This window comes from Buchnera aphidicola (Aphis nerii), assembly GCF_005083105.1.
Classification (GTDB): Bacteria; Pseudomonadota; Gammaproteobacteria; order Enterobacterales; family Enterobacteriaceae; genus Buchnera; species Buchnera aphidicola_AS.
Window position 1 is genome coordinate 271482 of record NZ_CP034885.1, and the last position, 24724, is coordinate 296205.

Consider the following 24724-nt stretch of genomic DNA (forward strand, 5'->3'; position numbering starts at 1 on the left):
GTTTATAAATATAAATAAACATATTATTAATTTAACATATTTTTTAAAAAATTAAATTTATTGATTGATAAATATAATATTTTTACGTTAACAAGTAAAATATTAAATTTTAATAAAATATTAAATTTTATATATTAAAAAAAATAATTTATTTATATTTCGAAAATTTAATATCAAATATTAAAAATTAAAATTTTTATTTAGAATATTTTAATTAATTAAAATGATAATTAATTTAATTAAAAGGTTGACAAGATATAAAAAAAAATGTAATCTCTTATGTAAATCTTCAAATAAGTAATTAAAAAGTAACAACGCTCTTTAAAAAAATATTAGATAATTTGTGTGGGCACCAAAAATTAAGTACATAAAATTTGTTTACCTTTAAATTTCCTAAATTTTATTTAGGAAACGTTTTAAAAATTGAAGAGTTTGATCATGGCTCAGATTGAACGCTGGCGGCAAGCCTAACACATGCAAGTCGAGCGGCAGCGAAAGAAAGCTTGCTTTCTTGTCGGCGAGCGGCAAACGGGTGAGTAATATCTGGGAATCTGCCCAAAAGAGGGGGATAACTACTAGAAATGGTAGCTAATACCGCATAAAGTTGAAAAACCAAAGTGGGGGACTATAAAAAGCCTCATGCTTTTGGATGAGCCCAGATGAGATTAGCTTGTTGGTAAGGTAAAAGCTTACCAAGGCTACGATCTCTAGCTGGTCTGAGAGGATAACCAGCCACACTGGAACTGAGACACGGTCCAGACTCCTACGGGAGGCAGCAGTGGGGAATATTGCACAATGGGCGAAAGCCTGATGCAGCTATGCCGCGTGTATGAAGAAGGCCTTAGGGTTGTAAAGTACTTTCAGCGGGGAGGAAAAAAACAAAACTAATAATTTTGTTTATTGACGTTACCCGAAGAAGAAGCACCGGCTAACTCCGTGCCAGCAGCCGCGGTAATACGGAGGGTGCTAGCGTTAATCAGAATTACTGGGCGTAAAGAGCACGTAGGTGGTTTTTTAAGTCAGATGTGAAATCCCTGGGCTCAACCTAGGAACTGCATTTGAAACTGAAATACTAGAGTATCGTAGAGGGAGGTAGAATTCTAGGTGTAGCGGTGAAATGCGTAGATATCTGGAGGAATACCCGTGGCGAAAGCGGCCTCCTAAACGAATACTGACACTGAGGTGCGAAAGCGTGGGGAGCAAACAGGATTAGATACCCTGGTAGTCCATGCCGTAAACGATGTCGACTTGGAGGTTGTTTCCAAGAGAAGTGACTTCCGAAGCTAACGCATTAAGTCGACCGCCTGGGGAGTACGGCCGCAAGGCTAAAACTCAAATGAATTGACGGGGGCCCGCACAAGCGGTGGAGCATGTGGTTTAATTCGATGCAACGCGAAAAACCTTACCTGGTCTTGACATCCACAGAATTTCTTAGAAATAAGAAAGTGCCTTCGGGAACTGTGAGACAGGTGCTGCATGGCTGTCGTCAGCTCGTGTTGTGAAATGTTGGGTTAAGTCCCGCAACGAGCGCAACCCTTATCCCCTGTTGCCATCGGTTAGGCCGGGAACTCAGAGGAGACTGCCGGTTATAAACCGGAGGAAGGTGGGGACGACGTCAAGTCATCATGGCCCTTACGACCAGGGCTACACACGTGCTACAATGGTTTATACAAAGAGAAGCAAATCTGCAAAGACAAGCAAACCTCATAAAGTAAATCGTAGTCCGGACTGGAGTCTGCAACTCGACTCCACGAAGTCGGAATCGCTAGTAATCGTGGATCAGAATGCCACGGTGAATACGTTCCCGGGCCTTGTACACACCGCCCGTCACACCATGGGAGTGGGTTGCAAAAGAAGCAGATTTCCTAACCCTTTTAGGGAAGGCGTCTACCACTTTGTGATTCATGACTGGGGTGAAGTCGTAACAAGGTAACCGTAGGGGAACCTGCGGTTGGATCACCTCCTTAAAAAAATATACTTTTTTTTGAAGTGCCCACACAAATTATCTAATAAAACTTTCTTAGAAAGGCTTGTAGCTCAGATGGTAAGAGCGCACCCCTGATAAGGGTGAGGTCGGTGGTTCAACTCCACTCAGGCCTACCATATATCAGCAATAATATTACATCTGGCATGGGGCTATAGCTCAGCTGGGAGAGCGCCTGCCTTGCACGCAGGAGGTCAGCGGTTCAATCCCGCTTAGCTCCAAAATTATCTTTTAATTTTCTTAAATAACAAAAAATTTCGAAACTACATTTATTAAAATCTATAATTCTTCTTAAATAAATATCATCTGTTCTTAAAAAGATATTAACTTTTCTTTCTTTCTTAAGAAAAAAAGGTGGGATTTTCTTTTTAAGAAATATTTTTTCTTTGACTTCTTGAAAATAATATTTAAGATATTGATCTTCTGGTAAAATATGCATAGAAAAAATTAAATTAGATAAAGTATATTCATGACCACAACATAAAATAGTATCTTCTGGAAATGATTTAATTAATTGAATAGAATAATACATGTTTGAATAATTATTCTGAAAAACTCGACCACATCCAGCTGAAAAAATAGTATCTCCACAAAATAAATATGGATTTAAATAATATGAAACATGATTTAATGTATGACCAGGGGTAGAAATAACATAAATTTTTTTATCTAATAGATAAATTTTATCCCCCCCTTTTACGATTTTATGAACGCTATGTTTTTTGGTCTCTTTAGGGCCGTAAATAATAATATCAGGATATTTTTGTAATATTTTTTTTATACCGTCTGTATGATCTCTATGATTATGCGTTAATAAAATTGCTTCTGGTTTCCATTTTTTTTCAATGATTTTTTTTATTACAACGTCTGATAATCCTGGATCAATAATAATACAAGAGTTGTTTTTATTATATAATATCCAAATATAGTTATCTTTTAGTACATATATATTTGTTAAAATCATCATTTTCTCTTTAATTTATCAAAAAAAATTTTTTCATAAAATAAATCATACATCAATGGGTTTTTTGCAGATTTACGTGCAATCTTATCACATAGTTCGTTTTCTACATGACCTATATGTGCTTTTATCCAAAACCATTTTATGACATGTTTTTCTAATAAGTTATTAATACGTAACCATAAATCTATGTTTTTTACTGATTTTTTATTCACTGTTTTCCATTTTTTTTTTTTCCATTGATAAATCCATTTTGTTACTCCTTGTTTTACATAATTACTATCTGTAAAAACCTCAACAATACAAGGTTGTTTTAAAGATTCTAAGCCATAGACTATAGCCATTAATTCCATTCTTTTTTTTAACTGCTAATAATAGAATGGAATTAATGGCTATAGTCTATGGCGTAGAATCTTTAAATTTTCCTTTTTTTTTTTTTCCATTGATAAATCCATTTTGTTACTCCTTGTTTTACATAATTACTATCTGTAAAAACCTCAACAATACAAGGTTGTTTTAAAGATTCTAAGCCATAGACTATAGCCATTAATTCCATTCTATTATTAGTAGTTAAAAAAAAGCCAGAAGTTAATATTTTTTCTTTAACTTTATAACGTAATATAGCAGCATATCCACCAGAACCTGGATTTCCAAGACAAGAACCATCTGTAAATATTTTTACTAATTTTAACATTATATTAAATATCCTAACAACTAGTTAAATAAAAATGATAAATAATCGGAAAAGAATAATTGCATTAGATACTGAAACTACTGGTATGAACAGCTCTACTAAACCCTTTATTAACCATAGAATTATTGAAATTGGAGCTGTTGAAATTATTAATCGTCATTTCACAGGAAATAATTTTCATGTTTATATTAAACCTAATAGATTAATAGACTCAAGTGCTTTAAAAATTCATGGAATAACTGATGATTTTTTATTAGACAAACCATTATTTAAAAATATAGCTAAAGATTTTTTTAATTATATTAAAGGTTCTAATTTAGTAATTCATAATTCATTATTTGATATAGGTTTTATAAATCAAGAATTTTCTTTGTTAAAAAATAAAACAATAGACATATCAAAATTTTGTTATATTATTGATACTTTAAAAATGGCTAGAAAATTATTTCCTGGAAAAAAAAATACATTAGACGCACTTTGTAACCGATATAAAATAAAAAATTCTCATAGAATTTTACACGGAGCACTTTTAGATTCTTTTTTATTAGGTAGATTATATCTTTTAATGACTAGTGGTCAAGAATCTATGTCTTTTTACAATAACGTTGAAGATATAAAAAATTTTGAATCTTGTGGTAAATTAATAATAAATGAAAAAAAATCTTTAAAAATATTAAAAGCGAATAAAGAAGAAGTAAAAAATCATGAGAAATATATAAAACATATAAAATATTTAAAATAAAAAATATGCTTATAAATATTAAATTATTAATAACTATAAAAAGATGATTGACTGATTTTTTTAAAATATGTACAATAATGATATAAATGAGGTGCGGTAGTTCAGTCGGTTAGAATACTGGCCTGTCACGCCGGGGGTCGCGGGTTCGAGTCCCGTCCGCACCGAAAAAAATATTTTACTTTTTTCAAATTAAGTTCGAATGATGTATAAAAAAACAATTTGTTCTGAATTAAGTTCTGCTTTAGATGTATTAAAAAATTTTTTAAAAAATACAAATCAAATAAAAAATATTGAAAAATCTGCTATTTTAATAGCAAAAGCATTTAAAAATAATAATAAAGTTATATCTTGTGGAAATGGAGGTTCACATTGTGATGCCATTCATTTTGCAGAAGAATTAACTGGATTATATAGAGAAAAAAGATCAGGATATCCTGCAATACCTATTTCAGATACTGCTCATATTTCTGCTATAGGAAATGATTTTGGATATGAATTTATTTTTTCACGTTATATAGAAAGTATAGGAAATTTCAATGATATATTATTAGCAATTTCTACTTCAGGTAATTCTAAAAATATAATCAATGCAATAAAAAAAGCACGTGAAAAAAAAATGAAGGTAATTGTTTTAACAGGAAATGATGGCGGAAAAATTAAAAAATTATCTGATATAGAAATTTGTGTACCATATTATGGTTATTCAGATCGAATACAAGAAATGCATATAAAAATTATTCATATATTAATCTTAATTATTGAAAAAGAAATGAAAAACAACGAATCGTTATTTTCATTTCAATAGTTTACAATCCTAAAATAACTACAAATTATTTCCACTTTTCTAATAAATACTATTTTATAGTTTTGGAATTTTTTATGAGTGAGAAATATATTGTTACTTGGGATATGCTTCAAATTTATACTAGAAAGTTAGCTAATCGATTATTTAAAATAAATTCTTGGAATGGAATTATTGCTGTTAGCAGAGGAGGATTAGTTCCTGCTTCTTTATTAGCAAGGGAATTAGGTATTCGATATGTTGATACCATATGTATTGCAAGTTATAATTACAACTGTTTACAAAAAAATAGAAAAATTATAAAAAAAACAAAAAGTAATAGTGAAAAAATTATCGTAGTAGATGATCTTGTTGATACAGGTGGAACTGCAAATATTATTCGAAAATTATATCCAAAAGCATATTTTGTAACTGTTTTTGCAAAACCAATGGGTAAATTGCTAGTAGATGATTATGTGATTGATGTTGATCAAAATATATGGATAGAACAACCTTGGGATATGTCCATATCTTATATACCACCTATTATTAACAAAAAATAAAATTTTGACGGATTTTTCGTAAAAACAAGTATTAAAGTATATTTATAAAAATATATGAAAGGATGTATTTATGATGAATGAAATAAAAATAAAAGATGCTACAAATAAAAAAGAAATAGATAATAAAAATGATAATTCAATAGTTTTTTTTAAAAATAAGCTAGAAATTTCTAAAAAAAAAATAGAAGAGATGATTTTAAAACAAAATGACGAAATTTTTAAAATAAAAAATCGATTAAATAGTGAAGTTCAAAAACATCAAAACTTTTCTTTAGAAAAAATAATTACTGAATTTCTTTCAATCATTGATAATATTGAACGCGCTGTAAATTTAATAAAACAAAAAAAAGAAAATAAATATATTGAAATTTTAAAAAATATTGAACATGTTATGTTTTTAATTAATAATATGTTTACTGAATTTAATGTATCGAAAATAAATGATATAAAAATTCCATTTAATCCTGATGTGCATCAAGCTATATCTGTTCAATATACTGATAAAATGAAGTCTAATCAAGTTATTGAAGTGATGCAATCTGGTTATATAATTTGTAATTCTCGTTTATTGCGTCCCGCAATGGTTGTCGTTTCAAAAAATTAAATTATAAAATTCTTAAGATATAAAAAATTAGTAATTTTATTTTTTAATTTCATATAATTTAAAATTATATATTACTTTTATTTTTTCAAAGCATTATATTTTTTTCTTCTTCTTTCTTTGGGATCTATGATTAAATTTCTATAAATTTCAATTCGATCTCCATTTTTTATTTTTTTATTTAAATGAACTATTTTATTATAAATACCTACGTTATTTTTATAAAACTTAATATTTTTAACTATTTTGATTAAATTTGAAGCAAAAATAGCATCTTTTACAGTTGAATTAGATTTCATATAAATTTTTTTAATATATTGTACATCTGGTAAAGCATATACTACTGTTACCTGAATCATATTCATAGCATGAAATTTTTTATATTTTTTATATAAAATGTATTAACAAATTTTTTTTAAAAAATCAATCTTTTTAATATATTTAAATGATTTTTTTTTGGACTATATCTAACTATGTTAAATAAAAAAAAACATAATTTAAAATCTTCTACTATTTGTGTAAACAAAAAAGCACATTATAATTATTTTATAGAAGAAGTCTTTCAATCAGGTTTAGTTCTGAAAGGATGGGAAATTAAATCTATTCGATTAGGTAAAATAAATATTTCAGAAAGTTATATTAGTAACTATTCGCATGAAATGTATCTTTGCAATGCTATTATTGAACCTTTAAATACTATTTCTAACCATTTTCCTTGTGATCCTGTAAGAAAAAGAAAATTGCTTTTACACAAAAATGAAATGAATTATTTATCTATAAAAAAAAATAAAATAGGTTATACTTTAATTGCACTTTCTTTATTATGGAAAAAATCCTGGTGTAAATTAAGTTTTGGTTTAGCTAAAGGTAAAAACAAAATAGATAAAAGAAATGCAGATAAACAAAATACATGGAAAAAAGAAAAATTAAAAATACTTAAAAAAACTAAAATTATATGTTAAAAAATTTTATGAAATCTGATCAAGATGAATATTGGATGAAAGTTGCTCTTAAATATGCATATCATGCTGAAAAAAACGGGGAAATACCTATAGGTGCTGTATTAGTTTTAAAAGAAAAAATAATTGGAATAGGATGGAACAGTTCTATTATTAAAAATGATCCTACTGCTCATGCTGAAATTATAGCATTACGTCAAGCTGGTAAGAATATAAATAATTATAGATTAAATAAAACTACATTATATGTTACATTACAACCTTGTTTAATGTGTTGCGGAGCTATTATACATAGTCGTATTGAAAGATTAGTATTTGGAGCTAGTTATAAAAAAGATAAAAAAAATTTATTTAAAAATATTTTGTTAGAACTACAAGATAAATGCAAATTAAAAGTTCAGAAAAATATTATGCAATATCAATGTTCTCAAATATTAATTAATTTTTTTAAAAGTAAAAGAAAATCATTTATTATAACCAATTAATTTTCTAAAATTACTATAGCATATGCATATGATTTTTGATCAGAGATGCTGACATGTACAGATTTACAATTTATTTCGTTGATTTTATTCAAAGAATTATCTAAAAAACGTATCTTAGGTTTTCCTAAAAAATCATTATATAATTCTATTTGATTAAATGTTATTCCATGATTTATTCCCGTTCCTAACGCTTTAGAAACGGCTTCTTTAGCTGCAAATTTTTTAGCAATAAAATTAATTTTATTTCTAGATATAATATATTTCTTCCATTCTTTATAAGATAAAATCCTTTTAGCAAACTTATTTTCAAATTTTGAAACTATTTTTTTTATACGCTTGATTTCAATAATATCCGTTCCTATACCTATAATAGACATGTATTTAATTTCCTTTGATATTTTAATAAAATTGATAATTTTATTTTTAAAATTAGTTAAAATATTTTAAGTATTTTAACTAATTTTAAAAAATAAATTAATTTTTAATTTTTTCTGTTACCCATATTAATAAATATACTTTTTTGTTATTTTGTTTTTCAATATTTTGTCTAGATAACATGCTGATTTTTTTGATCATATTTCCTTGATGACCAATGACAATTTTTTTTTGGTTTGCATTATTTACATAAATAATCGCATGAATATGTAGTTTTTTAAATTCATATTTAATTGATTCAATTTTTACTCTTAATAATGATGGTAACTCATCTCTTAAAAAAATTATTAATTGTTTGCGAATAACTTCAGATATCGAAAATTCAAAAGAATTTGTCGTGATATAATTTTTAGGAAAAATATGATAATTTTTTGGTAAATATTTTTTAATAATTTTTTCTAAGTAGACAATATTTTTTGTTTTTTTTATTGAAATAGGAATAATTTCTGTTGAATCAGTTTTTTTTGAAAGAATATTGATATACGATAAAATATCACTTTTATGTAATAATTTATCAATTTTATTTATTATATAAACTATTGGAATATTAATTTTTTTTATTTTATTAAAGATCATTTCATCTTCTTTTTTCCATATATTTCGATCTATAATAAATAAAATCAAATTTGTATTTTTTATTACTTTTAAGTTTTTTATATTATTATCATAAACTCCAGGCGTATCTATATAAATAAATTGATAAGAATTAATAGTCTTAATACCTATAATATTAGTTTGTGTTGTATTTTTCTTCTTTGAGATAATAGAAATATTTTTACCAATTATTTTATTAATAAAAGTAGATTTTCCAACATTTTGTCTACCCACGATAGTTATATATCCACAAAATTTTTCTTTTTTATTCACTCTACACCTAATTGAATTAGCGCTTTTTTAGCTGCATCTTGTTCGGCTTTTCTTCTACTTGTTCCTTTACCAACAAATAATTTTGATTTTATACTAATTTCGCAATGAATAGTAAATAATTGATTATGTGCTTCACCACATACTTTTACTATAAAATATGTAGGTAATGATAAATGTTTAGATTGTAAATATTCTTGTAATCGTGTTTTTGGATCTTTTTGTGTATCTCCAGGACTGATTTTTTCTAAACGTTTTTCATACCATTTTAGTATTAGTTCTTCGACTGTTTTAATATTGCTATCTAAATAAATACTTCCTATTAATGCTTCTACAGTATTTGCTAAAATAGATTCTCTACGAAACCCCCCGCTTTTTAATTCTCCTTGACCTAATTGTAAATATTCTCCTAAATCAAATTCATATGCTATTTCTGCCAAAGTGTTACCTCTAACTAAAGTAGCCCTCATACGACTCATATCACCTTCATCGATAGATGGAAAATGTTGGTATAAAGCATTCGCAATTACAAAGCTTAATATAGAATCTCCTAAAAACTCAAGTCTTTCATTATGATTACTACTTGCACTGCGATGTGTCAGTGCCTGTCTTAATAAATCTTTATGAGTAAAAGTATATCCTAATACTTCCTGTATTTTATTTGTTACGATGTGGTTCATGTTATACCAATTTTAATGATATTTTAATTAATTTTTATATATAATAGAAAATAGTAAAATTTAATAGAATTAAAAAATATTTTTGAATTTATTAAATAAATATTATGTAATTTATTTTTAATGTATTTTATTTCCAATTCTATTAATACGTACACCTGTCGGCCATTCATTTTCTTTTTTTTCAAAACTCATCCATATTATCTTGGCTTTTCCTAAAATATTTTCTTCTGGTACAAAACCCCAATAGCGACTATCTAAACTATTATCACGATTGTCTCCCATAACAAAATATTTATTTTTTGGTACTATCCAAGTAAAATTTGGCAAATTTTTTTGTTTATAATAATTATTTCTTTGATAATTATTAGATTCATCTAATAATAATATATTATATTTGAAATTATTAATTTTTTCTTCCATAAGCTTAAAGTAAATAGAATTATATATTTTTTCTTTTTTTAAATTATTTTCTTTAATTAAATATATTTTTTGAATAAATTTAGTTAGTTGTTTTTTTGAGTAATTAATAGGTAATGTATTTTTACAGTTATGTGTATTTATATAATTAACACAAATTTTAATTTTTTTATCATTTATATTATATTCAATTTTATCTCCTGGTATTCCTATAACACGTTTAATATAATTTGTATTATATTCTATCGGATGTCTAAAGACTATAATATCACCACGTTGTGGATGCTTTTTATTTATTAAAGTTTTATTTGTAATTGGTTCTTTAATACCATATGAAAATTTTTCTACTAAAATAAAATCCCCTATTAGCAGTGTAGGCATCATTGAACCTGATGGGATTTGAAATGGTTCGTATATAAAAGAACGTATTGTAAAAACAATAAAGAACATAGGAAATAATGATGATATAAATTGAGGAATATTTTTTTTATTTTTAAAATATATTTTCTTATTTAAAAGTACTTGGTTTCTTTTTTTTTATTTAAGAAATAATTAATGATTAACTTTATATTAATGAAAAACCAAAAAAAACCAGTAAACAAGACACTAAATATTAAAAAAATTGTTAACATATTAGGCATTTTTTTCTCTTTTTTAATTGTTAATGTTTAAAATATTAAGAAATGCTGTTTTAGGCATATTAACATTACCTATTTTTTTCATTCTTTTTTTACCATCTTTTTGTTTTTTTAACAATTTCTTTTTTCTACTAATATCACCACCATAACATTTAGCTAATACATTTTTTCTTAATTGTTTAATTGTAGCCCTAGCAATAATGACATTATTAACAGTCGCTTGAATATTAATATCAAATTGATGTCTAGGTATTAATTTTTTCATTTTTTCAACTATTTCACGTGCTCGATATTGTGCATCTTTATAGTATATAAGTGTTGTTAATGCATCAACACGTTCTGAATTAATTAATACATCTATTCGAACTATTTTTACTAATTTAAAACACTTAAAATCATATTCTAATGAGGCATATCCGCTAGAAATAGATTTTAATTCATCAAAAAAGTTTAATACGACTTCACTCATTGGAATATGATATTTTAAAGATACTTGATTTTCATGATAGATTAAATCAATTTGTACTCCTCGTTTTTTTACACATAGTTTCATAACTGAACCCAGAAATTTTGGAGGTAATAAAATATTACATTCAGCAATTGGTTCTTTAATACTTTTAATTGTATTACTAACAGGAAAATTTGAAGGACTATCTAAATAAATATTTTTACCATTAACTAATTTAATTTTATATATCACAGTTGGTGCTGTTGAAATAAGATCAATAGAATATTCTCGTTCTAATCTTGCCTGAACAATTTCCATATGTAACAAGCCTAAAAATCCACATCTAAAACCAAGTCCAAGAGCATTAGAACTTTCTGGTTCATAAAATAAAGAAGAATCGTTTAAACTTAGTTTTTCTAGTGCATCTCTAAAATTTTCATATTGATTTGATGTTACAGGAAATAATCCTGCATAAATTTGAGGTTTTATTTTTTTAAACCCAGTCAACATTTTTTTTGATGGATTGTTATAATTAGTTAAAGTGTCACCAACTGGAACAGCTGATACATTTTTAATACCACATATAATCCAACCTACTTCACCACATTTTAATTTGTCTTTAACTATTTTTTTGGGTGTAAAAATACCTATTTGTTCAACAAAATAACTTTTTCCAGTACTCATGACTTGTATTTTATCTTTTTTAGATATAAATCCATTTTTAATTCTTATTAAAGATACTACACCTAAATAATTATCAAACCATGAATCAATTATAAGAGCTTGTAATGGATCTTTTTCATTTCCTGTAGGACAGGGAATATGCGTGATAATTTTTTTTATAAGTTCTTCGATACCTTCACCGGTTTTAGCTGAACATTTAATAGCATGAGCAGCAGAAATTCCAATAATATCTTCAATTTCTTTTGTTACTCGTTTTATATTTGAACTAGGTAAATCAATTTTGTTTAAAACTGGTAAAATTGATAAATTCATTTCTGAAGCAGTATAACAATTAGCTAACGTTTGAGCTTCTACACCTTGAGTAGTATCAATAACTAATAATGCACCTTCACAGGCTGCTAATGATCTAGATACTTCATAAGAAAAATTAACATGACCTGGCGTATCAATAAAATTGAATTGAAAAATATTTCCTGTATTATCGGTATAATCAATTGTAACACTTTGTGCTTTAATTGTAATACCTCTTTCTTTTTCTAAGTCCATAGAATCTAAAACTTGATCTGACATTTCTCTTAAAGACAATCCACCACATGTCTGAATCAATCGATCTGATAAAGTTGATTTTCCATGATCAATATGTGCAATAATAGAGAAATTTCTTATATTTTTCATTTTTTATTTAACTTTTTCAATTAATTAAAAACATTTAGTTGACTTGTATTTTTAATAAGAATTTATTTTATATTAATATTTTAAAAAAGTATAAATATTTAATATATTTCTTATTTTTATTTTAATATAATCTTTCTAATACTAATTATATTATATTTAAAAATATTGTAAAAATCATATATTTATTTAGTATATTGTTAATATAATATTTTTTAAATAAAAAAATAAGATGTTATTTTTTTATGATAAGACGAAAAAAAAAAGTTATAATTGCTATGTCTGGTGGTGTAGATTCATCTGTTGCTGCATGGTTTTTAAAAAAAAAAAATTATTTGGTAGAAGGTTTATTTATGAAAAATTGGGAGGAAGATGATAAAGCAGGTTATTGCCATGCAGAAAAAGATCTATATGATGCTAAAAACGTTTGTAAAAAATTAGATATTTATCTTCATAAAATAAATTTTTCCCAAGAATATTGGGAGGAAGTATTTCAAAAATTTTTAAATGAACATAAAAAAGGAAATACTCCAAATCCCGATATATTATGTAATAAAGAAATTAAATTTAAATTATTTTTTAGTTATGCTATTCAACAGCTTGAGGCAGATTATATTGCTACTGGTCACTATGCTCGTATTTTAAAAAAAAATGGAATTAGTTATCTTTTAAAAGGTAAAGATTATAATAAAGATCAAAGTTATTTTTTGTATACTTTAAAAAATAATCAATTAGAAAAAATTTTATTTCCTATTGGTTTGTTTAAAAAAAACAAGATTAGAATTATTGCTAAAAAAATAGGTTTAACAGTTGCAGAAAAAAAAGATTCTACTGGTATTTGTTTTATAGGAACTAAAAATATAAAAAGCTTTCTTTCTCGATATCTTAAAGAAAAAAAAGGTAATATCATAACTACAAATCAAGAAGTTATTGGACAACATAATGGTTTATTCTATTATACATTAGGACAGCGTAAAGGTTTAAAAATTGGAGGTATGACAGGAAGATATAATATGCCATGGTATGTAGTTGGAAAAAATATACAAACAAATTCATTAATTGTTGCACAAGGTTTTAATAATCCACACTTAATGTCAATAGGTTTAATAGCTGATAAAATAAATTGGATAAATAATATAAAATTTAATCTTCCATTTTCTTGCAAAATTAAAACAAGATATCGTCAAAATGATGTTTTTTGTAAAATAAAATATTTAGACAAATTTTATGTTAAAGTTTTATTTGATATTCCGATAATTGCAGTTACACCCGGTCAATCAGTAGTTTTTTATTTATCTGATATCTGTATTGGTGGAGGAGTCATTAAATATAAATTACCATTAATTTGATTTTTTTTATTTTAATAAAATTTTGTTATTAATTATAAAAATATTTTATTTAAATATTATCTGGTAATTTCACTTAGAAGGTCAGAGTAATAAACTATTAAATAATTTAACAGAAAATTTTAAATTACAGGAAGAAAAAACATGAATTTAAGTTTATTAAAAGCTATTTCTCCAATTGACGGTCGATATTTTAAATTAACTAAATCATTAAGAAATATATTTAGTGAATTTCATTTTTTAAAATATCGTCTTCAGGTGGAAATTTTATGGTTTAAAAAAATCTTAAGTATGCATGAAATATTTAAAATTCAAAATATAGAAAATGATGATATATTTTTTATTGATAATATTTTAAAAAATTTTACTCTAGAAGATGCAATACAGATTAAAAACATAGAAAAACAAACTAATCATGATATTAAAGCATTAGAATATTTTTTAAAATATAAATTTTCTAAATTTAAAAAGTTAGATTTAATATCAGAGTTTATACATTTTTCATGTACTTCCGAAGATATTAATAATATAGCTTACGCTTTAATGATTAAAGATGCTCGTGATCAAGTTTTATTACCCCTGTGGTCGGAAATAATTAATTTTTTAAAAAAAGACGCTATACAATATAAAAATATTTCTTTATTGTCTATGACACATGGACAACCAGCAAGTCCTTCTACTATGGGTAAAGAAATATTAAATTTTTATTATCGTTTAGAACGTCAATTTTTTAAGTTAAAAAAAATAGATATATTAGCAAAATTCAATGGATCTACTGGGAATTATAATGCACATTTAGCTGCTTATCCAACAATTAACTGGCATCTAGTTAGCAAAGAATTTGTAACATCATTAAATCTCGTGTGGAATCCATGCACAACACAAATTGAACCTCATGATTATATTGCAGAAATATTTGGATGTATTTCGCTTTTTAACACTATATTAATTGATTTTAATCGCGACTTTTGGGGTTATATTTCTCTTAATTATTTTAAGCAAATATCAATAGATAATGAAGTAGGTTCATCTGTAATGCCTCATAAAATTAATCCTATTGATTTTGAAAATTCTGAAGGTAATTTAGGATTATCAAATGCTTTAATGAATCACATGATAAATAAATTACCAATTTCTAGATGGCAACGTGACTTAAGCGATTCAACAGTTTTAAGAAACATAGGAGTAGCATTATCTTATTCTGTAATTGCTTATTATTCAATGTTAAATGGTATAAAAAAGTTACAAATTAATAATTTTCAACTTTTAAAAATTTTAAATGAAAACTGGTCAGTTTTATCTGAAGCCATTCAAACTGTCATGAGACGATATAATATTAAAAATTCTTATGAAAAGTTAAAGAAATTAACAAGAGGTAAAGAAATAAATAAAATCAACATACATAAATTTATTTCTAACTTAGATATCCCTGAAGTAGAAAAAAAGCGTTTAAAAAAAATAACTCCAGAAAATTATATTGGATATGCTGTTCAAATTGTAAAAGAAATGACTAAATAAAGTATACTTTAAAATTTATTTTTCAAGGAGTTTTTCTTGTGAAGTTAAAAGTTTTTATTTTTTCAATTGTTTTTTTACTAGGTTGTAATAGGTTTATACATATAAAAAAAAAAATTATTTAAGTAAGATACAAGTCGAAAAAACAATTGATCATTGGAATTATTATATTAAGAACGCATCAAAAAAATATAATGTTGATGAAAAGTTAATTAAATCTATTATATATGTCGAGTCTTCTGGAAATCCTTTTGCAAAAAGTAATTCTAATGCAATTGGATTAATGCAGATTAAGCCATCTGCTGCAGGTTTAGATATATATAGAATAAATGGTAAAAAGGGTCAACCATCTATAAAAGAACTATATAATCCTAGAATTAATATTAATATCGGTACATCTTACATTCATCTATTACAAAAAAAAAATTTATTTGGTATTAAAAATAAAGAAATGATGAGATATGCTACTATTGTATCTTATGTTAATGGAACAAGCGCATTGTTAAAAATATTTTCTAAAAATAAAAATATAGCTATAAAGATTATTAATAATATGACAATAAAAAAATTTTTAAAATGTATAAAAAAACATCCTTCTAAACAAGCATCAAATTATTTAGAGAAGGTAATAAAAATTTATAAATTGATTTAAATATTTTTTATATTAAATAGAAATTATATTTCATCTGCTATAAAATATTTTACATTAATAACATTTATTTTTGGAAATATAATATGAGTTTTTTGAAAGGTAAAAAAATTTTAATAACTGGTATATCTAATGATAGATCAATTGCTTTAGGTATAGCAAAAGCTTTATATAAACAAAAAGCAAAATTAACTTTTGCATGTCAAAACAAAAAAATAATTAATAAAATCAAATATTTAATTGATCCAATAAATTCAAATAATGTTTTTTTTTGCGATGTATCCAGTGATGAAAATATTAAAGAATTATTCTTTAATTTACAAAAAACATGGAATAAATTTGATGGATTTATTCATTCTATTGCTTATTGTCAAAAAGATCAAATGAACAAAGATTTCATTGAAAATAGTTCTAAAAAATCTTTTAATTTAGCTCACGAAATTACTTCATATAGCTTTTTAAGCATGGCAAGAGAATCAAAACATATGTTAAATAAATTTTCTTCTTTAATTACATTATCTTATTTAGGTGCACAAAGAGTTTTATCTAATTACAACATTATGGGACTTGCCAAAGCTTCATTAGAATCTAACATTCGATATATGGCTTATTCATTAGGTAAAACAAACATTCGAGTGAATGGAATTTCATCTGGCCCTATAAAAACTATATCTTCTTATCAAATTAAAAATTTTTGTAAAATACAAAAATATCAAAAATCTGTCTCATTAATTAAAAAATATATTACTAGCAAACAAATAGGAAATGTTGCAGCTTTTTTATGTTCTAATTTATCAATTGGAATAACTGGATCAATTATTTATGTTGATAATGGTTTTCACGTGAATATACCTAATTTAATAAATTAAAATTCGAATTTAAAAATTTTTTAATAAAATTTATCTATGATAATTTATAAATAAGTTATATATTAAAATTTCTTAAATAATAAAATTATTTGTTAAATATTTAGGTCTTATAATTATGTTCCAAAACAATCCATTACTTGAACAATTAAAAAAAAATTTACATCAGAAAACACCAAGGGTTGAAGGAATAGTAAAAAGCACTGAGAGAGGATTTGGTTTTTTAGAAATTGACACACAAAAAAGTTATTTTATTCCTCCTAAAAATATGAAAAAAGTTATGCATGGAGATAAAATATCAGCTGTATTAAAAATTGAAAAAGATCGCGAAATAGCTGATCCTGAAAAATTAATTGAACCTTTTTTAAAAAGATTTGTTGGAAAAATTGAAAAAAAAGATAATAAATTATTTATTTTACCAGATTATCCTTTATTAAAAGATCTAATAATAATATGTTATCCTAAAAAAAAATATAATGATTCATTTCAAACTGGAGATTGGGCTGTAGCTAATTTAGTACAACATAAACTCAATGGTTATACTATATTTTGTGCTGAATTAATTGAAAAAATAGTAAAAAAAAATGATCCATTAACACCATGGTGGGTAACATTATCACGTCATAATCTTGAAAAAAAAGAACCTTTAATTGAAAAACAAGATTTTTTATTAAAAGATCATTTTAAAAGAAGAGATTTAACCAATCTTGATTTTATTACGATAGACAATGTAAATACAAAAGATATTGATGATGCTTTATTTATTAAAGAATCTGATGATGGAGATTTTTGTTTAATTGTAGCTATTGCAGATCCAACATCATATATAGCTAGTGGAAGCGAGCTAGATATAATTGCTTCTCAAAGAGGTTTTACTAATTATTTACCAGGTTTTAACATTCCTATGTTACCTAGAGAATTATCAGAAAATGTATGTTCATTAATCCCTAATAAACGTCGTCCAGTTTTAGCCTGTTCTATAAAAATCAAAAAAAATGGAGATATTTCTAACATAGTTGATTTTTTTTTAGCATGGATTATATCAAAAGAAAAGTTATCATATGATGATGTATCAAATTGGATTGAACAAAAAGGATCATGGAAGCCATCAACTAAATCTATTGAAAAACAAATTTTACTTTTATATCAATTGTGTTTGTCACGTATGAAATGGAGAAAATTAAATGCAGTATTATTTAAAGATAGCTTGGAATATAGATTTCAATTTTCTGAAAATGGAACAGTAAAAAATGTAGTAGTTGAAAAAAGACGTATTGCTCATAAAATAATTGAAGAATCAATGATAATAGCAAATATTGTAGCTGCAAATTTTTTATCAAAGCATCTAGGATTTGGAATATACAATATACATTCTGGTTTTGATGTTGGTAACGCTGAACACGCAGTATCTTTCTTAAAAAGTTATAATTTAAAATTTAATGCAAAAGAAATAACTACTTTAAAAGGATTTTGTAATCTTAGACGTGTTTTAAATGTTTTATCAAATAATTATATTAATAGTCGTATTCGTCGATATCAATCTTTTGGAGATTTTAGTATTACACCTAGTCCACACTTTGCATTAGGATTTTCAGAATATGCTACTTGGACTTCACCAATTCGAAAATATAGTGATATGATTAATCATCGTTTATTAAAATCAATAATTAAAAATGAAAACATTATTAAACCTAATGAAGAAATAAAATTTAAAATTAGCGAACAAAGGCGTCGAAATAGAATAGCTGAAAGAGATATTTCAGATTGGCTTTATACATTGCTTTTGCAAAAAAAAGAATATCAAAACAAAACGTTTTCTGCTGAAATTACTGACATTTCTAGAAGCGGAGTTAGAGCTAAAATTATAGAAAATGGTGCAAATGTTTTTATTCCTGCATTGTTTATACATCCTGTTAGAGAAGAACTAATTTTAAATCAAGAAACAGGAAAAGCATTTATTAATGGTAACTTACATTATAAAGTTTCTGACTTAATTCAAATAACATTATTCGAAATTCGTTCGAAAACAAGAAGCATTATTGCAAAACCTAATCATTAAATATAAATCTAATATTTTAAATTTATTTAAAAATTAATTTAATAAAATTATAAGAATTTCAATATCAATTAAGAGTTCAATATGCATATTTCAATTTTTGATTTTTCTATATATATAAAATTTTTTATAAGTTTATGTGCACTAGTTAATCCTATAGGTATGATTCCTATTTTTACAACTATGACTGCTCATCAAAGTGAACTAGAACGAAGAAAAACAAATTTAATATCAAATTTTTCTGCATTTTTAATATTATTAATCTCATTATTTTTAGGTGATAGTATTTTAAACATTTTTGGTATATCTATTAATTCTTTTCGTATTGCAGGAGGTTTATTAATTATGGGTATTGCTTTTTCCATGATTAATGGAAAATTTACAAAGAATAACAAAATAAAAAAAGACAAAGAAAAAATTCAAGAAAATATCAGTGTTGTTCCTTTGGCTATGCCTTTAATTGCAGGACCAGGAGCGATTAGTTCAACGATTGTTTGGAGTACATATTATTCAACCTGGATAAATTTAATAGGATGTACTATATCTATTTTTTTATTTTCTTTTGTTTGTTGGCTGTGTTTTAGAGCAGCTCCATGTGTAGTTGAAATACTTGGAAAAACAGGAATTAATATTATTACACGTATTATGGGATTACTATTGATGTCTTTAGGAATAGAATTTTTTACTATTGGAGTTAAATCTATTTTTAATGAATTGTTACACTAATTTTAAAGTTTTTATTTAACATTATATTAGTTCAACATAATATTGGAATTTTTATTGAATAATAAAATTATTTTTTTTAAGAATATGGGACTAACAGATTGTATTAAAATTGTTAATAAAATGCATTTTTTTACAGAAAATCGGAATATTTTTACATTTGATGAAATTTGGTTCACAGAACATTATCCTATTTTTACTCAGGGTTTGTTAAAAAAATATTCAGTAATATCTAAAAATGATTTTATTAATAATATTCCTATTGTAACTACTGACAGAGGTGGTCAAATTACGTATCATGGTCCCGGTCAACAAATATTATATTTTTTAATTGATTTAAAACGTCGAAAAATTAATATTCGTCAATTAATAGATATTATGCATGTTTTAGTAATAGATACTTTAAATTATTTTCATATTAAATCTAATCTAAATCACAATTCCCCAGGAGTTTATGTAAATAATAAAAAAATATGTTCATTAGGTTTAAGAATTAAAAAAAGTTGTACTTTATATGGATTATCATTAAACATTAATATGGATTTAACTCCCTTTGATTATATTTATCCATGTGGAGATATACATATAAAAATGATACAAATAAAAGAATTAAATCCGTTTTTAACATTAAAAGACATTCGAGTTATTTTAATTAAAAAACTATCTCATTTGTTAAATGTCAATATTATAAAAAAATAATGTTTTGATAAATTTATTAAATATTTTAAAAAATATTTTTTTTCAATTACAATATATATTCTTTCTAATTTAGCGATAATTAAGTTAATGAATAAAAAAACAAATTTAATACCTATTAAAAATATTTTAATTAAAAAAAATAAATTAAATAAACCAGATTGGATTAAAGTTAAATTACCTTCTAATACGTCTCGTATAAATCAAGTAAAAAATGCTTTACGTAAAAATAATTTATATTCTGTTTGTGAAGAAGCTCAATGCCCGAATTTATCAGAATGTTTTAATAATGGAACTGCTACTTTTATGATTCTTGGAGATATATGTACTCGAAATTGTCCATTTTGCGCCGTATCACATGGAAAACCTAAAAATATAAATCAAGAAGAACCTCAAAAATTGTCAAATACTATATTTGATATGGGAATTAATTATGTTGTAATTACTTCAGTTGCAAGAGATGATTTATATGATGGTGGTGCGCAACATTTTGTTAATTGTATGCAATCTATCAGGAATAAAAATAAAGTAAAAATTGAAATATTAGTTCCTGATTTTAGAGGCAGAATTGAATTAGTTTTAAAAATTTTTTATTCAGAACTACCTGATGTTTTTAACCATAATATAGAAAATGTTCCTCGTCTTTACAAAAAAATACGTCCTGGAGCAAGTTATAAAAAATCTTTATTACTATTAGAATCATTTAAAAAAAAATACAATCAAATTCCTACAAAATCAGGTTTAATGTTAGGCATAGGTGAAAAAGACAAAGAAATTACTAAAGTAATGACAGATCTTTATGATAGTGGTGTTACATTATTAACAATAGGTCAGTATCTTCAGCCAAGTAAAAATCATCTTCCAGTCAAACGTTATATATCACCCTTAGAATTTGAGAATATTAAAAAAGAAGCAATATCTATTGGTTTTAAAAATGCTTATTGTGGACCTTTTGTACGTTCATCATATCATGCTAGTTTTCAAAGTAATATATAAAATTTATTGATTATCTTTTAAAAAATATTTTTAATATGATATTAAAAATTAAAAATTTATAAAGAATAAAATATAAACTATTTTAAACAGAGGTGTAATAGTGTTAAAGATTAATTATTCTAATATTCCAAAAATTATTATTGCATTGGATTTTTGTAATAAAAAAAAAGCTATGAAATTAGTTGATTTACTTAATCCATCTTTGTTTTATTTAAAGATTGGTAAAGAAATGTTTACAATTTTAGGAAAAAAATTTATTAATGAATTACATCAATTAGGATTTAACATATTTTTGGATTTAAAATTTCATGATATTCCCAATACTGTTTTTAATGCAACAAAAGCAGCAGCAGATCTTGGAATATGGATGTTGAGTATACATGCTTCTGGTGGAAAAAAAATGCTAATGTCCGCTAAAAAAGCATTAGAATCATTTAAAGAAGCACCACTTTTAATTGCTGTTACTGCGCTCACTAGTTTTAAACAAGAAGATTTAAAAGATATCGGTATTCAAATGTCGTTACAAAATTATATTTTAATTTTATCAAAATTATCATATGATTGTGGTTTAGATGGTGTTGTGTGTCCAGGTAAAGAAGCAAAAAAAATTAAATTATTATACGGTGATAAATATAAGATTGTCAGTCCAGGAATTAGATGCATTCATGATTCTGCTTTCGATCAAAATCAAATTATTACTCCAAAACAAGCAAAAAATTTTCCGATAGATTATATAGTTATAGGACGTTCTATTACTTCTTCAAAAAATCCAATTAAAAAACTAAATTTAATAATACAATCTATGCAATAATATTTATATATTTAAAAATATTTTTATATATTTATTTTAAGTTGAATTTATAAATTTTTAATATAAATAATGGAGTTTTTATGCAATTAATTAAAATAGAAAAAGCTATATTGCCTACGCGCTGGGGGGATTTTATTATATTCGGATTTGAAGAAAAAAAGAATGGAAAAAATCACATTGCTCTTGTATACGGTGATATAAAAAAAAATATACCTATTCTTTCTAGAGTACATTCCGAATGTTTAACAGGAGATGCTTTTTTTAGTTTAAGATGTGATTGTGGTGAACAATTAAAAATGTCAATGAATAAAATTGCTCATGAAGGTAGGGGAGTTTTAATATATCATAGACAAGAAGGTAGAAATATTGGTCTTCTTAATAAAATTAAAGCATATTCTTTACAAGATCAAGGATTAGATACTGTTGAAGCAAATTTAAAGCTTGGTTTTTCAGCAGATGAAAGAGATTTTTCATTATGTGCTGATATATTTAAAATATTAAATATAAAAAAAATAAGATTATTAACTAACAATCCATTTAAAGTAGATATGCTTGTTTCTGCAGGTATTAATATTGTAGAAAGAGTCCCTCTTATTGCTAAAAAAAATAATAAAAACTATTGTTATTTAAAAACTAAAGCAGAGAAAATGGGTCATTTATTATTTAAGTAAAAATTTTTTAAAAACATATATAATACAATTTTCATTAAATTTACTTTAATATATTGCTTAATGCTATTATTGTGTATGTTTTTAAAAACTTTATACTATTTTACATAGTAGGGGTTTTTTAAAACCCCAACTTAATGATTTAAGTTATTTAATTTTATTTAGTAAACTAAAAATTTTTAAAAATATTTTATAATAGTGGACTTAAAAAATAAAAAATTTTTTCTAGTATTTTTTTCCAATGTGATCGAGTATACCAAATATTTTTATCCAGTAGTTCAGAATTAGAAATATACTCTTTTTGTATCAAAGATAATTTATTACTAAAATTATTATCATCAATTATTAAAGTAATTTCAAAATTTAACCATAAACTTCTCATATCTAAATTAGCTGTACCAATTAAACTAAGTTGACGATCAACTAATATACTTTTGCTATGTAACAATCCACTTTTAAATTGATAAATTTTTACTCCTGCTTCTAATAATTCACTAAAAAAAGCTCTACTTGCCCACTTTACTAAAATAGAATCATGACATAATGGTATAATAATACTAACTTTTACACCTCTTTGTGCTGCTGTACAAATAGCATGTAATAAATCATCACTAGGCACTAAATATGGAGTAGTCATAATTAATTCATTTCTGGCAGAATAAATTGCTGTTAATAAAGCTTGATGAATTACATTTTTTGGAAAACCAGGTCCTGATGCAATCACTTGAACACTAGAATTTTGGTTAGATATATTTTTTAACATTTCTTTATTTGGTAATTTAGGCAAAATCTTAAAACCGGTTTCAATTTCCCAATCACATGAATAAATCATACCTATTGTTGTAGCTATTGGTCCTTCAATTCTTGTCATTAAATCAATCCACTGACTAATTCCTGAGGATTTTTTAAATAAATTTGGATCTATTAAGTTCATACTCCCGGAATATGAAATATAATTATCAATTAATATTATTTTTCTATGTTGTCTGACATCTAATCTATGTAAAAACATTCGAACTAAATTTACTTTTAATGCTTCTACGATTTGAATTCCAGATTTTTTCATTTTTTCAACCCAAGGACTTCTGAAAAAATCAATACTTCCAGCTGAATCTAACATTAGTCTACAACGAATTCCACGTTTAGCAGAATGAATAAGTGCTATTGCTACATCATCAGCAATTCCCCCCGGTTTCCAAATATAAAATACCATTTCAATATTTTTACGTGCTAGATAAATATCACGAATTAAAATATTAATGATTTTTTTATTATCAGTTAACAATGTAATTTTATTATTTTTAATGCCATACATGCCTTGTCGATGTTTACAAAGTTGAAATAATGAAGTTGCAACTTCACTATTTTTTAATTGAAAAATATATTTACAAGATTTAAGTTGATTTAAATATTGATTAGATATAGACCAAATTTTTTTTGCTATTATTTTATGTCTTTTTTCTAGATAAAATTCACCAAAAAAAAACCAAATGACAATTCCAACAAAAGGAATAATATAAATAGTTAAAAGCCAAGACATAGAAGAAGGTATACTACGACGTTTTATTAAAATACAGTAAGTAATATTAACAATTAGTAACCAATATATTAAAACAACTAAACATGTACTTGAATCATAAAAAATATCCATTCATTTGAAAGTCCTATTTATACTTTTTTTAAAAAGTTTTTGTATTTAATTGAATTTTTATTGTTTTTAAAATATTTTTTTAATAAATTATTACTTTTTTATAATCAATTTAAAATTAAATATAATTTCAACACTTTTT

General features: G+C 24.8%; 24 protein-coding genes, 3 tRNA genes, 1 rRNA gene and 2 pseudogenes. 20 read left to right on the forward strand and 10 right to left on the reverse strand.

From position 1 onward, the window contains the following. Positions 1 to 420 precede the first annotated feature (420 nt). The 3 genes from D9V64_RS01240 to D9V64_RS01250 all read left to right on the forward strand — a co-directional run bounded on the left by D9V64_RS01240 (position 421) and on the right by D9V64_RS01250 (position 2205). Positions 421 to 1967, forward strand: a 16S ribosomal RNA gene (locus tag D9V64_RS01240). A gap of 59 nt (positions 1968 to 2026) precedes the next feature. Then, positions 2027 to 2103, forward strand: a tRNA-Ile gene (locus D9V64_RS01245). A 29-nt stretch (positions 2104 to 2132) separates the two neighbouring features. Then, positions 2133 to 2205 (forward strand) — tRNA-Ala (locus D9V64_RS01250). Here the strand turns inward: D9V64_RS01250 and gloB are convergent. The 3 genes and pseudogenes from gloB to D9V64_RS01265 form a co-directional block, all read right to left on the reverse strand. Continuing rightward, a complete protein-coding gene (gene gloB / locus D9V64_RS01255) occupies positions 2187 to 2948 on the reverse strand; it encodes a hydroxyacylglutathione hydrolase (RefSeq protein WP_158366533.1) in 762 nt (253 codons plus the stop codon). The two genes, D9V64_RS01250 and gloB, sit on opposite strands and share 19 nt — an antisense overlap. After that, entirely contained in the window at positions 2948 to 3298 is a 351-nt protein-coding gene (locus tag D9V64_RS01260) for an RNase H family protein (RefSeq protein ID WP_158366535.1), read from the reverse strand. Before D9V64_RS01260 ends, gloB begins: the two co-directional genes overlap by 1 nt. Before the next feature lie 74 nt (positions 3299 to 3372). Beyond that, positions 3373 to 3639: pseudogene (locus D9V64_RS01265) on the reverse strand (RNase H family protein); the annotation flags it as partial. A 34-nt stretch (positions 3640 to 3673) separates the two neighbouring features. Here D9V64_RS01265 and dnaQ point away from each other — a divergent pair. From dnaQ to D9V64_RS01290, 5 genes are all read left to right on the forward strand, one after another. Next, complete coding sequence (gene dnaQ, locus D9V64_RS01270) at positions 3674 to 4381, forward strand: DNA polymerase III subunit epsilon (RefSeq protein ID WP_158366539.1); 708 nt, start codon at positions 3674 to 3676, stop codon at positions 4379 to 4381. Positions 4382 to 4471: 90 nt separating this feature from the next. Then, a tRNA-Asp gene (locus tag D9V64_RS01275) sits at positions 4472 to 4545 on the forward strand. A 38-nt stretch (positions 4546 to 4583) separates the two neighbouring features. Continuing rightward, positions 4584 to 5186 carry a D-sedoheptulose 7-phosphate isomerase gene (gene lpcA / locus D9V64_RS01280; RefSeq protein ID WP_158366541.1) on the forward strand — a complete coding sequence of 201 codons (603 nt, stop codon included), beginning with the start codon at positions 4584 to 4586 and terminating at the stop codon, positions 5184 to 5186. Positions 5187 to 5260: 74 nt separating this feature from the next. Then, complete coding sequence (gpt, locus tag D9V64_RS01285) at positions 5261 to 5725, forward strand: xanthine phosphoribosyltransferase (RefSeq protein WP_158366543.1); 465 nt, start codon at positions 5261 to 5263, stop codon at positions 5723 to 5725. Between the two features lie 73 nt (positions 5726 to 5798). Then, positions 5799 to 6329: a nucleotide exchange factor GrpE gene (locus tag D9V64_RS01290; protein ID WP_261979796.1), complete on the forward strand. Its 531-nt coding sequence runs from the start codon at positions 5799 to 5801 to the stop codon at positions 6327 to 6329. A 77-nt stretch (positions 6330 to 6406) separates the two neighbouring features. Here the strand turns inward: D9V64_RS01290 and D9V64_RS01295 are convergent, their stop codons facing one another. Continuing rightward, the gene (locus D9V64_RS01295; protein WP_158366547.1) at positions 6407 to 6691 is read right to left on the reverse strand and encodes an RnfH family protein; all 285 of its coding nucleotides are present in this window, start codon (positions 6689 to 6691) and stop codon (positions 6407 to 6409) included. Between the two features lie 108 nt (positions 6692 to 6799). Here D9V64_RS01295 and smpB point away from each other — a divergent pair, with 108 nt between their 5' ends. Both smpB and tadA read left to right on the forward strand, forming a co-directional pair. Next, positions 6800 to 7288: an SsrA-binding protein SmpB gene (gene smpB, locus D9V64_RS01300; RefSeq protein ID WP_158366550.1), complete on the forward strand. Its 489-nt coding sequence runs from the start codon at positions 6800 to 6802 to the stop codon at positions 7286 to 7288. After that, positions 7282 to 7770, forward strand: a complete 489-nt coding sequence (gene tadA, locus D9V64_RS01305) for a tRNA adenosine(34) deaminase TadA (RefSeq protein ID WP_410051768.1) — start codon at positions 7282 to 7284, stop codon at positions 7768 to 7770. The genes smpB and tadA overlap by 7 nt, the downstream gene beginning before the upstream one ends. On the opposite strand, the gene acpS is transcribed toward tadA, so the two are convergent. The 5 genes and pseudogenes from acpS to lepA form a co-directional block, all read right to left on the reverse strand. Next, complete coding sequence (gene acpS / locus D9V64_RS01310; RefSeq protein WP_158366552.1) at positions 7767 to 8147, reverse strand: holo-ACP synthase; 381 nt, start codon at positions 8145 to 8147, stop codon at positions 7767 to 7769. The two genes, tadA and acpS, sit on opposite strands and share 4 nt — an antisense overlap. A 97-nt stretch (positions 8148 to 8244) precedes the next feature. Then, positions 8245 to 9072, reverse strand: a complete 828-nt coding sequence (gene era, locus D9V64_RS01315; protein ID WP_158366554.1) for a GTPase Era — start codon at positions 9070 to 9072, stop codon at positions 8245 to 8247. Next, positions 9069 to 9749 (reverse strand): ribonuclease III, encoded by a 681-nt coding sequence (gene rnc / locus D9V64_RS01320; RefSeq protein ID WP_158366556.1) that lies wholly within the window; start codon positions 9747 to 9749, stop codon positions 9069 to 9071. The genes era and rnc overlap by 4 nt, the downstream gene beginning before the upstream one ends. A gap of 117 nt (positions 9750 to 9866) precedes the next feature. Beyond that, positions 9867 to 10807: pseudogene (gene lepB, locus D9V64_RS01325) on the reverse strand (signal peptidase I). Positions 10808 to 10820: 13 nt separating this feature from the next. Next, positions 10821 to 12611 (reverse strand): translation elongation factor 4, encoded by a 1791-nt coding sequence (gene lepA / locus D9V64_RS01330; protein WP_158366558.1) that lies wholly within the window; start codon positions 12609 to 12611, stop codon positions 10821 to 10823. 242 nt (positions 12612 to 12853) lie between these two features. On the opposite strand from lepA, the gene mnmA reads away from it, so the two are divergent. The 10 genes from mnmA (at position 12854) to ribA (ending at position 22937) form a co-directional block, all read left to right on the forward strand. Then, entirely contained in the window at positions 12854 to 13957 is a 1104-nt protein-coding gene (gene mnmA, locus D9V64_RS01335; RefSeq protein ID WP_158366560.1) for a tRNA 2-thiouridine(34) synthase MnmA, read from the forward strand. 141 nt (positions 13958 to 14098) lie between these two features. Then, positions 14099 to 15472, forward strand: a complete 1374-nt coding sequence (gene purB, locus D9V64_RS01340) for an adenylosuccinate lyase (protein ID WP_158366562.1) — start codon at positions 14099 to 14101, stop codon at positions 15470 to 15472. A 220-nt stretch (positions 15473 to 15692) separates the two neighbouring features. Next, the gene (locus tag D9V64_RS01345) at positions 15693 to 16121 is read left to right on the forward strand and encodes a transglycosylase SLT domain-containing protein (protein ID WP_261979804.1); all 429 of its coding nucleotides are present in this window, start codon (positions 15693 to 15695) and stop codon (positions 16119 to 16121) included. Between the two features lie 83 nt (positions 16122 to 16204). Continuing rightward, a complete protein-coding gene (locus tag D9V64_RS01350; protein ID WP_158366564.1) occupies positions 16205 to 16987 on the forward strand; it encodes an enoyl-ACP reductase in 783 nt (260 codons plus the stop codon). A 115-nt stretch (positions 16988 to 17102) separates the two neighbouring features. Then, a complete protein-coding gene (rnb, locus tag D9V64_RS01355) occupies positions 17103 to 19043 on the forward strand; it encodes an exoribonuclease II (RefSeq protein ID WP_158366566.1) in 1941 nt (646 codons plus the stop codon). Between the two features lie 81 nt (positions 19044 to 19124). Next, the gene (locus D9V64_RS01360) at positions 19125 to 19766 is read left to right on the forward strand and encodes a YchE family NAAT transporter (protein ID WP_158366568.1); all 642 of its coding nucleotides are present in this window, start codon (positions 19125 to 19127) and stop codon (positions 19764 to 19766) included. Between the two features lie 54 nt (positions 19767 to 19820). After that, the gene (gene lipB, locus D9V64_RS01365; protein ID WP_158366570.1) at positions 19821 to 20462 is read left to right on the forward strand and encodes a lipoyl(octanoyl) transferase LipB; all 642 of its coding nucleotides are present in this window, start codon (positions 19821 to 19823) and stop codon (positions 20460 to 20462) included. Positions 20463 to 20549: 87 nt separating this feature from the next. After that, the gene (lipA, locus tag D9V64_RS01370) at positions 20550 to 21455 is read left to right on the forward strand and encodes a lipoyl synthase (protein WP_158366572.1); all 906 of its coding nucleotides are present in this window, start codon (positions 20550 to 20552) and stop codon (positions 21453 to 21455) included. A 100-nt stretch (positions 21456 to 21555) separates the two neighbouring features. Further along, positions 21556 to 22266 (forward strand): orotidine-5'-phosphate decarboxylase, encoded by a 711-nt coding sequence (pyrF, locus tag D9V64_RS01375; protein ID WP_261979797.1) that lies wholly within the window; start codon positions 21556 to 21558, stop codon positions 22264 to 22266. A gap of 80 nt (positions 22267 to 22346) precedes the next feature. Continuing rightward, entirely contained in the window at positions 22347 to 22937 is a 591-nt protein-coding gene (ribA, locus tag D9V64_RS01380) for a GTP cyclohydrolase II (RefSeq protein ID WP_158366576.1), read from the forward strand. A gap of 187 nt (positions 22938 to 23124) precedes the next feature. On the opposite strand, the gene cls is transcribed toward ribA, so the two are convergent. Continuing rightward, positions 23125 to 24585 carry a cardiolipin synthase gene (cls, locus tag D9V64_RS01385; protein ID WP_158366579.1) on the reverse strand — a complete coding sequence of 487 codons (1461 nt, stop codon included), beginning with the start codon at positions 24583 to 24585 and terminating at the stop codon, positions 23125 to 23127. Positions 24586 to 24724 lie beyond the last annotated feature (139 nt).